Genomic DNA, 16,223 nt, shown 5'->3' with positions numbered 1-16,223 from the left:
CGATCGGTCAGACGCCGCCATTGTCACGGGTAACAAACACATCCGCCAACAATTGATTCCTCGGCAACCCCGCCAGGTACAAGCGCTTGGCAAACGCCTCGACCCAATCCGGATGGCCGCAAACCAACGCCTGGGTCTGGCGCGACGCCAGGCGCAGCTGTGCGAGCGTCGCTGGCGCCTCGGCTGCGGTCAACAGCTCGATGCTCAGGTTCGGATGCTTGGCCGCCAGTGCCGCCAGGGGTTTGTCCAGATAATGCCCGGCGGCATCGCGGGCCACATGAACCAACCGGATCGCGCCCCGATGCTGTTGGCGCAACGCTTCGCGCAAGATGCCGAACAGCGGCCCCAAGCCCGTGCCGGAGGCCAGCAGCCATAGGGGTTTTTCATGCCAGTCGGGGTCGTAGTGCAACGCGCCGCCGCGCAGTTCCCCGAGACGGATCGGGTCACCACTGTTCAATTGTCGCGCCGCGTCGATGAATTGCCCGGGCGCGCGGCAATCGAGGTGAAACTCCAGGAAGCGGTCTTCCTCGGGCAGGCTCGCCAGGGAATATGGCCGGGCGACGTCACCAGCCCACAGCACCAGGTGTTGTCCGGCGCGATAGCGCAGCGGTCGCTCCGGGGTAATGCGCAGGCGCAGCACGTCGGAGCCCAGCCAATCCACCGCCGCCACTTTGGCGGCTTGGCCGTCGCGTTGTGGGTCGAAGGTGTGGATTTGCACGTCCTCCACCACCTGGCATTGGCACGCCAGTCGCCAGCCTTGATCACGCTGCGCCGGGGCCAGGGCATCGGGGCGACTGTCGCGCACGTCGCCGCTCAGGCATTGCACCAGGCACGCATGGCAACTGCCGGCGCGGCAACTGTAGGGCACGGCCACGCCTGCCTGGTTCAACGCATCCAGCAGGTTACTGCCCGCCGCCACCGACCATTGCCGGCCGGCGACTTTCAACTCAGGCATCGACGTTCTCCCAGGCGGCGGCACAACGGTTGCGGCCGTCTCGCTTGGCACGGTACAAGGCCTGGTCGGCGCGCTGCAAGGCGCTGTCCAGGTCATCGCCCATTTCCAGCATCGTCATGCCCACAGACAGGCTGAGAGTGCCCACCCGCAGGTCGGTCAATTCCACTTGGGTGAACGCCAGCCGCAAGCGCTCGCAACAGGCCGTCAGGCGCGCGGGGTCGCAGGCGGGCAGCAACATTACGAATTCTTCGCCACCGTAGCGGGCCAATACGTCGCCTTCACGCAGGCACGCCGTGGCGACACCGGCAAACGCCTGGAGCACCTGGTCGCCTGCCGCATGGCCGTGCAAATCGTTGATGCGCTTGAAATGGTCCAGGTCGATCAAGGCCAGGCCATGGGCGACGCCGGGCCTGAGGGTATTGAGTTCGCGGCTCGCCAGGCGCAGGAAATGCCGGCGATTGAACAGCCCGGTCAGTTCGTCGGTGGCGACCAGGTCTTCGAGCTGGCGCATCATGCCGCGCAGGGTATCCTGGTGCGCCTGCAAGGCAAACCGGCGCTGGCGCATGCGTTGGCGTGAGGTCTGGACATAGCGGGCATACAACACCAGCCACACCAGCACGATGAACAGCACGGACACCTGCAGACCGGCCAGCGTCGGATCGGGCAGCCGAAAGAAGTAACCGTCCCACAGCGTGATGCCGGTAAAGCTGATGAACACCAGCGTGGCGCAGCGCACAAAGGCCCGCCGCGTCAGGTGGAACAGCCCGAACAAGAGGATCAGCACATAGAACACCAGGAACACGCCGCGGGCCTGGTCCAGGTGCGCCATCATCCAGGTCTGCCAGCCCAGGCCGATCCAGACCTGTATTTCCGTCAGGCTGGGGTCGGCGAAGCGCAGGTTGCGATCGGTGATGAACAGCGCGAACAAACCAGCCTGGCACAGCACCACCAACAGCGTGCCGATGATGGCGCCACGCAACGAGTCGAGGTAATGGCCACTGAAAAACGCCAACCACAGCAACACCAGTGCCAGCGCATAAGTCGTGGCGGCCAGGGCGAAGCGTTTGAGCAAAAGACGTTGAATGGCGTTATGGGTCAATCGGTGACTCACCATGGGAAAGAGGAACTGATAGAGCTGTCCTACGCTACAGGCCAGACGCCACTTTAGTGGCGTGTTCGACAAATGACCATTCAATTCTGGCTCAGAAAAATGGCGTCAAAGCAATGGCCCAGATTGACGCATCGCCAGGCTTCGCCGATGCCCCCGTGGCGAGGGAGCTTGCTCCCGCTCGGTTGCGCAGCAACCGCAAAATCCGTGGCCGCTTCGCAGCCCTGCGGGAGCAAGCTCCCTCGCACAGGTTTCCACTTTCCAATGGTTCAATCCGTCGTGATCACGAGCAACCTCGCCCCCACAGGCTTCCCTGCCTGCGATATACTGCCGCGCCTTTTTAGCGTCGCGCCAGCATGCCCGGCGTGCCTTAAGAGGTGCCGTCCGTCGACCGATGCACCCAAGCGGGCGGCACCTTATTGAATGTTCCCGTCTTAGAGAGGAGCGCGACTCATGACCGTGATCAAGCAAGACGACCTGATTCAGAGCGTTGCCGACGCCCTGCAGTTCATTTCCTATTACCACCCCGTGGATTTCATCCAGGCGATGCACGAGGCCTACCTGCGCGAAGAATCGCCGGCGGCCCGTGACTCCATGGCGCAGATCCTGATCAACTCGCGCATGTGCGCCACCGGCCACCGGCCGATCTGCCAGGACACCGGCATCGTGACCGTGTTCGTGCGCGTGGGCATGGACGTGCGTTGGGATGGCGCGACCATGAGCCTGGACGACATGATCAACGAGGGCGTGCGTCGCGCCTACAACCTGCCGGAAAACGTCCTGCGCGCATCGATCCTCGCCGACCCGGCAGGCGCGCGCAAAAACACCAAGGACAACACCCCGGCGGTCATTCACTACTCCATCGTCCCGGGCAACACCGTGGAAGTGGACGTGGCGGCCAAGGGCGGCGGTTCAGAGAACAAGTCGAAGATGGCCATGCTCAACCCGTCCGACTCCATCGTCGACTGGGTCCTGAAGACCGTTCCGACCATGGGCGCCGGCTGGTGCCCACCGGGCATGCTCGGCATCGGCATCGGCGGTACCGCCGAGAAAGCCGCGGTGATGGCCAAGGAAGTGTTGATGGAATCCATCGACATCCACGAGCTCAAGGCCCGCGGCCCGCAAAACCGCATCGAAGAGATGCGCCTGGAGCTGTTCGAGAAGGTCAACCAGTTGGGCATCGGCGCCCAGGGCCTCGGTGGCCTGACCACCGTGCTCGACGTGAAGATCATGGACTACCCGACCCACGCCGCCTCCCTGCCGGTGTGCATGATCCCCAACTGCGCCGCCACCCGCCACGCCCACTTCGTGCTGGACGGCACTGGCCCGGCCTCGCTGGAAGCGCCACCGTTGGACGCCTACCCGGAAATCGTCTGGGAAGCCGGCCCGTCGGCACGTCGCGTGAACCTCGACACCCTGACCCCGGAAGACGTGCAAAGCTGGAAACCGGGCGAAACCGTGCTGCTCAACGGCAAGATGCTCACCGGTCGCGATGCGGCGCACAAGCGCATGGTCGAGATGCTGAACAAGGGTGAAACCCTGCCGGTGGACCTCAAGGGGCGCTTCATCTACTACGTCGGCCCGGTCGATCCGGTGGGCGACGAAGTGGTTGGCCCGGCCGGCCCGACCACGGCCACGCGGATGGACAAGTTCACCCGCCAGATCCTCGAACAAACCGGCCTGCTGGGCATGATCGGCAAATCCGAGCGCGGCCCGACCGCCATCGAAGCGATCAAGGACAACAAGGCCGTCTACCTGATGGCCGTTGGCGGTGCCGCTTACCTGGTGGCCCAGGCGATCAAGAAATCCCAAGTCCTGGCCTTCGCCGAACTGGGGATGGAAGCGATCTACGAGTTCGAGGTCAAGGACATGCCGGTGACTGTCGCCGTGGACAGCAAAGGCGAGTCGGTACACATCACAGGCCCGGCGATCTGGCAGCAGAAGATCAGCGAAAGCCTGGCGGTGGAAGTGCAGTAACACGCACTTTCTCGCGCTGAAGAAGGCCGGTGAGCGACACGCTCATCGGCCTTTTTTATAGGCGCACAACAACCCCCTGTGGGAGCGAACCTGCTCGCGATGGCGGTGGGTCAGTTGGTGAAGATGTTGGCTGTACCGCCGCTTTCGCGAGCAGGCTCGCTCCCACAAAGTCATTGAGCACACTATTCATCGGGCAAACCCACCGACCTGTCAGATCTGACAGGTTACACCCCCGCTCTCCCTTGGCATCCTCATCCTGGCCGGGAATCGCCCCCGGCCAAGGTCAAAGGGATGAACGACAAATGGCCGAACAAGCCCCCCTTCAAATCATCACGCCAACAATCGCCGGTAGTGCGTCAATCGCCACCTTCGGCAACAGCCTCGGCCCGGTCGGCACGCGGGGCGCCGCTTCCTTCGAGTTGCCCCTGCCGATATCGAGTGCCCGTCACCTGACGCCGGCGCTGGCCCTGCATTACAACAGCCAGGGCGGCAACGGTGTGTTCGGCATCGGCATGCAACTGTCGATCTCTAGCATTCGGCGCAAGACCAGCAAAGGCGTCCCGCATTACAGCCAAGACGACGTCATGGTCGGCCCGGACGGGGTGGATCTTTGGCCGGATCTTGAAGCACAGACCAGCCGCAAAGTCCGCGACGATATTTTTGAGGTCGTGCGTTATTACCCCAGAATCGAAAGCACCTTCGACATCTATGAACTGTGTACGAGCTTCAACATCCCACCGTTTTGGCGAGTTCAGGGCAGCAACGGCCACGTGTATTGCTATGGGAAAAGCCCGAACTCGCGCATTGCCGACCCGCAAGTCCCCTCGCGTATCGCCGAGTGGCTGTTGCTGGAAGAGGTCAGCCCCCTGGGCGAACACATCTACTACGAGTACCAGGCCGACCCCTGCCCCTCGCAAGGCCCTCACGACTACCGTGCCCAGCGTTACCTGCGGCGGGTGTGCTACGGCAACGCCACGGCCAGCGAAACCTTGTATTGCTTCGAAGATGAAGACCCGGCGAACCTCCCCTGGCACTTCCACTTGCTGTTCGATTATGGCCAACGAGCCCTCGGTCTGGATGAAAAACCCGCTTGGTCGGCCCTGGACGAAAACGCCTGGCAACTGCGCAGCGACCCGTTGCACGTGTATCGATATGGTTTCGAGGTGGGCACGCGGCGCCTCTGCCAGCAGGTGTTGATGTTCCATCAGTTCCCCGCCGAAACCCACAACGAACCCGCGCTGGTGCGCCGGCTGCTGTTGGAATACACCAGCACCCCCCTGTGCTACAGCCTGTTGACCGCCGCTCATTACCAGCACTGGGACGCCAGGGATCGGGTGGAATACACGCCCCCCGTAGAACTCCAATACAACGCGTTCGAGCCGAACCTGATACCCAAGGTTTTTTTTGCCCTGGAGAACATGCCCGCCCTGGAGGACAGCCGACGCTACCAGTGCGTCGATCTCTACGGCGAAGGCATTCCCGGCTTTTTATGCCGCTACAGCAACGGTTGGTACTACCGCGAGCCCGAGCGCGCCCCCGGTGAGGATCCAGACGAAGTCGGTTACACCCCGTGGACACTTCTGCCAAACATTCCAATCGCCGCCGACAACACGCCGGTGATGCAACTGCTGACCGATCTATGCGGCGATGGCCGCCTCAATTGGGTCATCGCCCAACCCGGCATGAATGGTTTCTACACGCTCAACCCGGACCGCAGTTGGTCGACGTTCAACGACTTCAAGCGCTTCCCCACGGAGTTCCTGCACCCCGCCGCGCAATTGGGCGATTTGACCGGCGACGGCCTGCGCTCCCTGGCGATGGTCGGCCCCAAAAGCGTGCGGCTCTACGCCAACCTGCGCCAGGACGGGTTCGCCGCCGGCGTGGACGTTCCCCATGAACCGGACAGCACCCTGCCCTTGTTCAGCGATGTACGCAGCGAACTGGTGCTGTTCGCCAACATGCTGGGGAGCGACAGCAGCGAGCTGTGCCGTATCCGCTCCAATGAAATCAAGTGCTGGCCGAACCTGGGCCATGGGCGTTTCGGCAAGGGCTTTGTGATGAGCGCGCTGCCCTTCACCTACACCGAGTTCAACGCCGAACGGGTGCGGATCGCCGACCTGGACGGTTCCGGCGCGCCGGCGCTGATCTACCTGCGCAGCGACTGTTTCGAAATCTACTTGAACCATGGCGGCAATTGCCTTGAACAGACACCCGTGCGGGTGCCCTGGCCGCAAGGCATGCGCTACGACAACCTCTGCCAGGTCACCCTGGCCGATCTGCAAGGTTTGGGCTGCGCCAGCCTGCTCCTGAGTATTCCCCATCACAGCGCGGACATGAAACCGCGCCATTGGCGCTACGATTTTGTCGCCGCGCGGCCCTACCTGCTTAACGCCACCAACAACAACATGGGCTGCAACAGCACCCTCGCCCACCGCAGCAGCGCGCAGTTCTGGTTGGACGAAAAAGCTCAGCGCGCGGCGAAGGGCGAAGCGCTGGACTGCTACCTGCCCATGGCTTTGCCACTGGTGGCCCGGCAACAACAGGAGGACGAAATCACTGGAAATTGCCTGACCCAACGCTTCACCTACTACGAAGGCGACTACGACGGCTATCACCGTGAGTTCCGGGGATTTGGCCGGTTGTACCAGCTCGACAGCGAGTTGCCTTCGGTTGAGCGCGACAGCGGTTTCACCGCACCGGTGCTGGTCAAGACCTGGTTCCACACCGGTCGCACCGTCGACCAAACCCTGAAGGACTGTTTCGACGCCGACCCCGACGCGCCGCCCCTGGGCCGCACATTGCTGACCCGGCTCCACGAACAGGACAAGGCTGACGAAGTTATCTTTTCCGACCCGGACACCGCTCGGGACATGGCCTACGCCCTGGGCGGTCACGTACTGCGCAGCGAGACCCACGAGGGCGAGTCGCCCGACATGACCAAGCCCCAAACAGTGGCCCGGCGACGTTATTTACTGCGTTCCCCCCATGACCGCCAGAAGAGCCTTCAGGTACTGGAACTGGAAATGATCAGCCATCAATACGATGGTTTTATCAACGACCCCCAAACCCAGCACATCGTCAACCTCGGCTGGAACCGCTACGGTCAGCTGGAGCACGGCTTCGTCGTCCACTACGCGCGGCGCCTGAGCGCGGCGGACGATCCACCCTTCGGGGACGAAGACCAGGATATCTGGTGGCGCGACGCCCACGACGATCAGCAACAGGTGTATCACCTGACCGAAAGCCTGGCCGCCTATAAGCACTTTTTCGAGAAAGAAAGACCGCCGCGTCAACGGCTGGGCCTGCCCTGGCGCGCTCGGACCAATGGGTTCCAATTGCCAAAAGGCTCACTCCCCGCAGGGCTGAACCCGCAGCAGGTCAGCTACGAGTGTTTCCTCGAACACCACGAGAGCGAGCACTGGAACACGGCCCGCGTGCTGATCGCTCTCGAGGAGCAAACCTACTTGAGTGATGCCCCGTTCCAAGCCTTGCGCGGTCCGTTGGAAGTGGCCGAGTTCGACAAGCAGGCGCTGGAGGCCTACGACGTCGTGCCCGAACCGTTCGATATCCGTGAACAACTGGAAATGGTCGGCTACGAGCCGATGAGGCTGTTCCTGCCTGAAGACCCAGAAGAGGACGAGGCCCGGAATCTCTGGTCGAAGAAAGTCGGTTTCGCCACCTACCGGCCACTCGCAGGCTTCTTCCATATCAGCGCGTTGCAAGAAACCCAGAGTCATGGCCTGACAAGCACCGAATACGACTCTTTTCACTTGATGCCCATCACCGTCACTGTGCCGGACGGCTGCGCGACCCACGTCGAGTACGACTATCACTCGCTGTTGCCCTGCCGCATCATTGACGCCAACGACAACGTGCGCGAGGCGCTTTATGGTCCCTCCGGCGTGCCCTTGGGCGTCAGTTTCCATGGGACCGAGAACGGCATCCCCGCAGGTTTTTATCCCATCGATGGCTATGAGCCACCCGATGATTTGTCGCCCGGCCACGCCATCGAGGACCCCGAAGCCACCCTGGGTGATATCGCCAGCGCAGCGCGCATCGACAACCTGAGCTGGATGGGCGAGCTCGATTTGTCGCTGGTCCTGCCGGCGCAGCGCGACGAATGGATCAATGCCCGATATCTGCTGCCCAGCGGCCACATCCGAGCCTCGGCGCGGGTGCGCCTGGCCCGGCTTAAAACCCGCACCGCCGGCGAAGAACTGCTGTGGGCGCTCATCCAGGCCACCACCCAAGAGCCGGCCCACAGTGTCGTGCTCAGCGCCGATCGCTACCCGGACGACCCCTTGCAACAAATCCGCATCGCCCTGAGCGCCGTCGATGGATTCGGACGCGCTTTGCAAACCAAACAACTGGTGGAGCCCGGCGTCGCCTACGCCGTCGCCGAGAACGGCACGCTGCTGTTGGGCCCCGATGACAAACCGATACAGCACGAGGCCGACCCGCGCTGGCGCGTCAGCGAACGGGTCGAGTACAACAACAAGGGGCTGGTGACCCGTGTCTATCGCCCCTACTTCGCCGATGCCTGGCGCTACATCAAGGACGCCTCGCTGCGCGAGCACGGCTATCACGACCAGCAGTTCTATGACCCGATCGGACGCTTGGTCAAGGTCATCAATGCCAAGGGGCACGAGGCTTGGCATGTCTACCATCCGTGGTACCGGTGTGATCACGATTACAACGATACCGATCCGGGGCCAGCCCAATGACCCCCCAGGTTCATCGAAAGACGCCGGTCGTGGCGGTGTTCAACGGCTGGGCTGGGCCGGTACGGCGGGTGGATTACCTGCGCGGTTCGACCAGCGACGAAACCCAACGGCTGGTCACGGCCCAGGCATATGACCTCGCCGGACGCATCGTCGACCAATGGGACCCTCGCTTCCACGGCACGAAAACCGTCAACCTCCACAGCATTTACAGTCTGTCGGGCACACCGCTGCGCACTGAAAACATCGATGCTGGGCTGCGTTGCGAACTGCCTGGCCTGGCCGGCCAGCGCCTGCACAGCTGGGATGCCCGTGGCAGCGAGCAGCAAACCGAATACGACTCGCAATTGCGGCCCACGCTGATCCGCGAGCGCGGCCCGGACCAAGCCTGGGCCACGGTTGGCCGCCTGCGCTACGCCAGTCGTTCGACCGAAGACGCCCTGCACAATCGATGCGGTCAATTGGTGGAGCACTACGACACGGCCGGGCTGGTCACCGTTGACGACTTTTCGCTGGCAGGCTTGCCGCTGGATCAAGGGCAACGGTTCCTGGACACGCTGGAGCTACCCGACTGGCCGGACGATGAAGCAGGCCGCGAGCGTTTGCTGGAGCCTGCCCGCTACGACACACGCTGGCGCTACGACGCCGTGGGGGGAGCCCTGAACCAGACGGATGCCAAGGGGCATAAGCAAAGCATCGAGTTCGATGTGGCCGGCCAACCCAAGCGCGTGCATTTGCAATGGGCCGGCAGCCCGACTGAAGAGCTGATTGCTCATGAATTCCAACACAGTGCCGAGGGCCAGCGTCAAGCATATACAGCCGGTAACGGCAGCAAGACAACCTTTGCCTACGACCCGGCCGGCGGACATCTGATTGAGCTCAAGGCCACGAAAGGCAGCGATATCCACCAACACTTGAGTTACCTCTACGACCTCGTCGGCAATGTCACCTCCATTACCGATCACACCCATGTCGTGCGTTACCACGCCAACCAGCGCAGCGAAGGCGTTCGGACCTTTGTGTATGACAGCCTCTATCGCCTGGAAAGCGCCACGGGACTGGAAATGTCCGGGGCAGGTACGCAACCGCAATTGCCGGGGCTCGTCCCGCCCTCAGACCTGACCCTGCGAACTCCGTACACCCAACACTACGAGTATGACCACGGCGGCAATCTGGAGAAACTGATCCACAGCAGCGCCACGCCGGGGCAGGCGCACACATTGCGCCTGACCATGGACCCGTCAAGCAACCGCTGCCGGCAATGGCAAAAGGGCGACGCAGCTCCCGGCGACAATCTGGACTTCGATGCCGGTGGCAATCAACTGAGCCTGCCCTCCTCCAGACCACGCTTGACCTGGAACTGGCGCAATCAATTGCAGAAGGTGACCCAGGTCCACCGTCACAACGCCGAGGACGACGCCGAATACTACAGCTACGACGCTCAGGGCATTCGCATGCACAAGCGGCAGACCACCCAGGCCGCATCCGTCGTCCATGTGCGGGACGTGCGTTATTTGCCTGGCCTGGAAATCCGCATCCTGGATGACAGCGAAGAACTGCACGTCTGCACATTCCAAGGCCCTGCCTCCAACGTGCGCGGATTGTATTGGGTCAAAGGCCGGCCGGCTGAAATCGAACAAGGCCAACTGCGCTATTGCCTTGAAGATCATCTGGGCTCGTTGGTCATGGAACTGGACCAGGATGCGCAACTCATCAGCCATGAAGGTTACTACCCCTTCGGCGGCACGGCGTGGTGGGCGGCGGATTCCCAAGTGCAGGCCAGTTACAAGACCGTTCGTTATTCCGGCAAGGAGCGCGATGCCAGTGGGCTCTATTACTACGGGTTTCGTTATTACGCAGCATGGATGATGCGTTGGATCAACCCGGACCCGGCGGGGCCGGTGGATGGGTTGAATTTGTATGCGATGGTGGGGAATAACCCTGTTCGCTATAGCGACAACCTGGGGCTGATAAAAGGAGAGCAGCTCATGGACAAGATGACCCGGCGCACTCAGCACATCTTGAAAGGCGGAGATGCCCCGTTTGATGAGAACCAGATCAAGGGTTCAAATGCCAAAAAACTCAAGGCGCGGGAACAGCATTACCAAAAACATCCAGAGGCAGAGTTATTCGCTAAAACCAGTAGAGACATACTGAGTGCCCATGCTGGCTTTGAAATTCCTGGCAATAACCCTGACGAAACCCGTTACTTGACTGACCTCTACAACATTCCACTACCCGACTCATTGGAACTTATGTCCGAGGGGGTTCGGGTGTCCCGTGATCCCGTTCAGAACACCGAGGAAGATTTCCTGACCTCGGGGGGCATATTCCAGTTTGGAGATATCACCCGTTACGAAGCTTTCCTGGAAAACAAGCTCATTGAAACGTTCAGGGACGCCAAACGCCCCATGAAACTCTACACGGGATCAAACCCAACGCCGACGAACTTGACGGGGATTGAACACGAAGCCCCGGTGTTGCATCCCTTGGTCAAACAGCGGCTCGAAAATCACATCAGTGCGGGCAACAACTACCTTCCTAAGGTCGCAGGACTTCCCGGCCTGCATGCTGAAAGCATCGGCGCGAACGTCGCGCTGAATATCCAGCAGAACATCACCGGGGCGACGGATCCATCGCAGATAATTGTCGTCACCCAAAAGATTGCCGGCAGCAAGCGAGAACTGGGTCGAGGCTTTCCCGCCTGCTTCAACTGCACCAATATCCTTAGAGGCCCCTCGGACGCCGCAGACGATCTGCTGAAATTTGACATCGTGACCGAATGGGTGCAGACAACTCATTCACAGTGGAATGACCTGGCCAGGCCGTACATCAACTAGGCCCTGCCATCGCATCTAATGTCAGTTGCCGTAACAAGGCCTTCCGTTCATGGGCCAGTTCACTCATGCCTCGTTCGTAGTCGGCTTGCGAAAGCGAGCCCGCGACTTGCTGATCCAACAGGGCCTCGGCTTTCTGCTGATACACCGAGGCATTGCGCTCAAAGGCGTGTGGGTGCCGACCTTTAAGATAGGTCCGCCAAAACCGCTGCCCAATGATTTGGTCCACCAATCCGTCGCCGGTTTCCAGTTCCAGGACCGATTGATAAGCCAGGTCCATGGCAGCGTCATCCACGCCGGAAACACATCTGAACAACATCCCTTGCGATTGCCATGGCAAACCCAGACGCTCCGCTAATCCGGTCTGGAACGCCAGGTAGACCTCCACCTCATCGATGCTTCCCGAGAACTCCCCGTCCTCGTCCAGGGTGATAAACGTCTCACCCGCCTGCAATCGATTCTGAATCGTCGCGCGGGCAATTTCATTGACCTGATCCAACCGCGACTTGCCCTTGGCCAGCGCCAGCAGCTTGGCCTCGACCTGAGTAGCATCGCTCGCCCGATACGCTTCATGGACCAAAACCTTGATGCCCATTTCGTTGAACAACTGCGCCCCGGCGTCGGCACAGGAATCCGGGTTGATCGCCATGCGGAACAGCTCCTCGCGCAATGTCGCGTCTTCGGACACGGCGTCGAGCATTCTCCAGACTCGCCCTATCAATTGAGGACGATAGTCCTCTTCGACGTAATCGGCGGCCTCTGTCAGTTGCTCCAACATCTCAAAAAAACCCTGGGCGCCAGGTTCGCGCTCAAGCTCGTCCCAGGTACGCTGACGGGAAACTCGCGCGTCATCGGCAAGGCTCTCAAGCCAGTATTGGCTGGTTTCCTCGCCCTTGGGTGGATAGCTGCGCGCCGGGTCATAACCCACCGAACGCATATAGCCTTGGAATTGGCGCAAACTGTCTTCTGGAAGCTGGTCGCGACTCAAGCGAGTCCGGGCGATCAACCGGGCCTGTTCGGAGCCGGGCGTGACCTCTGGAATACGGTCTATGGAATTACCCTCCAGATTCAGCTCGAAGGAGCGGGGTCGTGTGACAGTCAGTAAACCTGGCGGCCACTCAGTAACACCAGTCTGTTGCAAGTCAAGCATGGCGAGCTCCGACATGCGAGTGATGTCGGGCAGCAGGTTCAAGGCGGGGTTGTTGCCCAACTTCAACACCTCAAGGCGACTCAAGCCTCCCAGGTCAGCGACGTTTTGAGCGGTGAGACTCAATTGATTATGTGCGAGGTCCAACACCCGCAAATCTGCAAGATGGGGCTCTAGCCGTGGTAACACCGTCAGATCGTTATGACTCAGGTCCAGCGTCTTGAGATTGGGGAAATAACCGAGAAACGCTGTCAGATCAGTATCCAGCGCGCCATGGCGCCACTTCAGTTCGCTCACATGGGGGAACGCCGTTTCCAGGGTTGGAAAGCAATCGAAAGTGTTACTTGACCAGAAGTAATCCAGATTCAGAATATACCCCTGAGGCGGCGTATCCACTCCAGCCCGCCAACACTGCTTGAGCGCCGAAGCGAGTTTTCCCTTGTGGTAGAGCTGATCAATGGCAACCACATCGCCCCTCTTGATCGCCACCCAGTTTTCCAGCGAGTTGCTCAGCCCCTCAAGCTCCAATTCGCGACCCACGAGGTTTTGTATTGCCAACTGTTCAGAGTGGAATGACTCAACAAACCGGGCAAAACTCTGAGTCGACGCTTCCGGATACAGCACCTTGAACCGCGCCTCCAGACTCAACGCATCACCGGTTCCAAGCAATTGCTCATCGAGCCGCCCATAGCCCGGTTGCTCCCCGAGCAAACGTGCGACTATCGGTGGATCCTCCGCCGTCCCGGCAGCGTTCAGAAGGACTTTGCGAAACGTCGTCCGGTCTAGCGGCGCTTGTTGAACAGCCTTCCCCAGCAAGGACCCATCGCCGAGCTTGTAACCCAACGCCCGACGCTCGGCCTCGGTCAAGGCGCTCAGGATTTCGGTATAGAAATCGTCGGCACTGTCCACCGAGTTACCTTGCTCGCCAAACAACCCAGGCGTCGCTTCTTCCACCGGCACGAGCACCTTGCGCACCACCGATGACGACGGTCCGACGCTGTCGAGCAGCGGCCCCTCCAGCGCCCCGTCGCGAATCTCGATACGCACCTGCGCCGGCCAACCCGGCAGATGCTCCAGGCTGTGCAACGCCAACCGCCAGGTGTCGGGGTTGCCCTTCGTGGGCAAATACAAGCCTTCGTAGGCCTGGACAATTCGCCATTCGCCCATGGCCGTACGGGCCGCCTGGCGCAGGCGCAGAGGCAAGTACCCTCGCTCACTCATCTGCCGGCGCTCCACCTCGGTGACGTCAACCAGCAGCTCGTCCGCCACCGCGCGGGGCAACTGGGGAAACTCGCTGCGCAAGACCTGGGCGCCAGCACTGCCCGCCTCGTCGACCGGCTCGATACCGGTTGGACTGCCCTGCGCGGCCCGGAAGCGCTTGACGGTTTCGGCCAGCAACACCGGAGGTCGGGCATGTTCGACGTGGAGTTGACGCAGGCTTGCCTCTTCGACGCCGCTGACGATACGGATCTGCTCCAGGGTTTCATCCGAAAAAGACTCGACGCTGTGCCCCAGGCGCCGCATCAGTGTTGGCCCTTGCCAGCTCAGCGGGCGTTCGCCCTCATGAACCCAGGCACCCGCCTCGTTATGGGCGAGCTTTGGCGCATACGCATCGACGCGCACGGGATGTTGAATCCGATACTGCCCAGTGTCCGCGGCCTGCTCGACCACGAACGGCCGGTCGCCGAGCAACAGCACCTCTTGTCCCTGATGAAGATAAAGGCCATTGGCTTGTGGCCGAGCGTTCGTCTTGAGGTCCAACGACTGCTCGTAGGGCGCGAGATCGGGGTGCCATAGACGCGACTGCCCATCGTGGCTCTGGACCACTTTCATCTGCTCGACAAACGATGAAGGCCGCGTGGAACGCACAGCCCCCACCACTTTCCCCCCCGCCACGAAAAGCCCCATGAGCGCCATGTTTTCGGCCACCCCGAGCAAATGCGCGGCCGCTTCGGCACGTCGGCCTTGGGACCAATCGACGATGCCTTCAAACGTGTCATCGAGGAGTTGATAGGCGGTATAGGCCATCAATGCTTCGCCCAGTACCGGCACAAACGACGCTGCCGTAAAAGCGGCCATTTCCAGCACCGTCTCGGCCACCTGCATGAAACTGTCCCAGCGAGCCCACCGGGACTTGAGATCTTCGTCCCCCGTCGGCACGGCTATCAGGCGAGCGTCCTGGAAGATCTGGTTGAGTCGTTGTTCGAACCCATGGTCCCAAAGATCGTCCTTTACCCGCCGGCAAGTCATCCGCAGCGTGGGATTTTCCACCGGCTCACGCCGGGCCTTGAACAACCGGGCATCCAGCGCGGCGAAAAAACGTTCGCGGTGGGCCAGGGAAATGAAGCGGCTGAAAAACTGCTGGTAACGTTGCGCGCGCAATCGAACGGCCAGCGCTGCCAGGAACGCCGCCGTGGAGCTGTACTGTTTTAGCGGATGCTCGGGATCGTGAGGGATATAGACCACGACCGGTTCGACTTGCCGGCTCTGCTCAAGATCCGGGGCGATCATCACGATGCCGGTCAGGCGAGTGTCGAGTAGGTAAAGGTCGTGGCAATACTGCGTCTTGCCGCCATGGCTGACACTTCGCTGGCCAGTCATCAAGCCTTGCAAAGCTTGGTAAACCTGCGGGCTTATATCGCCTTTGATTCGCGCCAACGTCGCGGCCGTCCGGAAGGCATCCCTGTCATCGTTCTGGAAACACTCCTGCGCCACGGCACTGCCGACAGGCTCGTCAATCAGAAGGCTCTTCAGGTACGCCTGATAGCGCCCGCCAATGTCCAAGTCCCGGCAAAGCGCGACGAACACCGGCAAGGTCAAGGTGGAGCCAACAGACAAGATATCGAACTGTCCACTCGCGGTGGGTTGGCTAATGAAGCAGGACGCTTCGTCGAAGTAGCCCGGGCGCGCCTCTTTTGCCTCGAAATTTTGCAGGGCAGCATCCAGCAGGGAAATCGTGCGGATCCTGTAGGCGACGGCCACCCCCTCGGGAATGTAGAGCCGCACATAGGTTTGCCTGACGTCCAGCGTCAGGTTGCAACGCTTTTTCAACGCGGCGACCAACAGCGGCTCGGCGAATGCCTCGATCGACCGGAGCCGGCCGAGCATTTGCGTCAGTTTGCCGTGGGATGTCCAACTGGCTTGCAACGCGCTTTTAAGGTGATCCCGATCCGCGGCGCTGGCCTGGGCGAGCCCCGGTGGTATCGGGCCTACGGCTTTTGCCAGTGCCGTGCGTTGTTGTGATGAAAGCCCGGACAGCCAATCGGGCATCGAATGGACGAGCCATTGCTGGGGGTTGGTCAGTAGGGAGGTCTTCGTGACCAATGTTTGCAGGGTAGTCATGTATTGCCGTCGTCCGTGACAAGTGAGCCCGGGAAGCTAAACGATGCGGCCCGTCGGAACCAGCCGAAACTTGTGTCTGGACACAACACGGCGGCGCGGACAATCGGGCTACAAAAACCATCGGGAGCCAGCACGC

Annotated in this window: 6 protein-coding genes; 3 read left to right on the top strand and 3 right to left on the bottom strand. The window is 61.2% G+C overall.

Annotated elements, in window-relative coordinates:
• Positions 1-7 precede the first annotated feature (7 nt).
• Entirely contained in the window at positions 8-955 is a 948-nt protein-coding gene (locus J3P76_RS05755) for an iron-sulfur-binding ferredoxin reductase (protein ID WP_434607483.1), read from the bottom strand.
• A complete protein-coding gene (locus tag J3P76_RS05750; RefSeq protein WP_420765296.1) occupies positions 948-2,054 on the bottom strand; it encodes a GGDEF domain-containing protein in 1,107 nt (368 codons plus the stop codon). The genes J3P76_RS05755 and J3P76_RS05750 overlap by 8 nt, the downstream gene beginning before the upstream one ends.
• 462 nt (positions 2,055-2,516) lie before the next feature.
• Here J3P76_RS05750 and J3P76_RS05745 point away from each other — a divergent pair, with 462 nt between their 5' ends.
• The 3 genes from J3P76_RS05745 (at position 2,517) to J3P76_RS05735 (ending at position 11,601) form a co-directional block, all read left to right on the top strand.
• Positions 2,517-4,040 (top strand): fumarate hydratase, encoded by a 1,524-nt coding sequence (locus J3P76_RS05745; protein ID WP_434607486.1) that lies wholly within the window; start codon positions 2,517-2,519, stop codon positions 4,038-4,040.
• 302 nt (positions 4,041-4,342) lie between these two features.
• Positions 4,343-8,764, top strand: a complete 4,422-nt coding sequence (locus tag J3P76_RS05740; RefSeq protein WP_434701657.1) for a SpvB/TcaC N-terminal domain-containing protein — start codon at positions 4,343-4,345, stop codon at positions 8,762-8,764.
• Positions 8,761-11,601, top strand: a complete 2,841-nt coding sequence (locus tag J3P76_RS05735) for an RHS repeat-associated core domain-containing protein (protein ID WP_434701656.1) — start codon at positions 8,761-8,763, stop codon at positions 11,599-11,601. The genes J3P76_RS05740 and J3P76_RS05735 overlap by 4 nt, the downstream gene beginning before the upstream one ends.
• Here the strand turns inward: J3P76_RS05735 and J3P76_RS05730 are convergent.
• Positions 11,594-16,087 carry an NEL-type E3 ubiquitin ligase domain-containing protein gene (locus tag J3P76_RS05730; protein WP_434701655.1) on the bottom strand — a complete coding sequence of 1,498 codons (4,494 nt, stop codon included), beginning with the start codon at positions 16,085-16,087 and terminating at the stop codon, positions 11,594-11,596. The genes J3P76_RS05735 and J3P76_RS05730 overlap by 8 nt on opposite strands.
• Positions 16,088-16,223 lie beyond the last annotated feature (136 nt).

Source organism: Pseudomonas sp. D1-36 (assembly GCF_051132205.1).
Classification (GTDB): domain Bacteria; phylum Pseudomonadota; class Gammaproteobacteria; order Pseudomonadales; family Pseudomonadaceae; genus Aquipseudomonas.
Note: the sequence above shows the minus strand (reverse complement) of the source record. Positions and strands in the feature narration are given on the sequence as shown.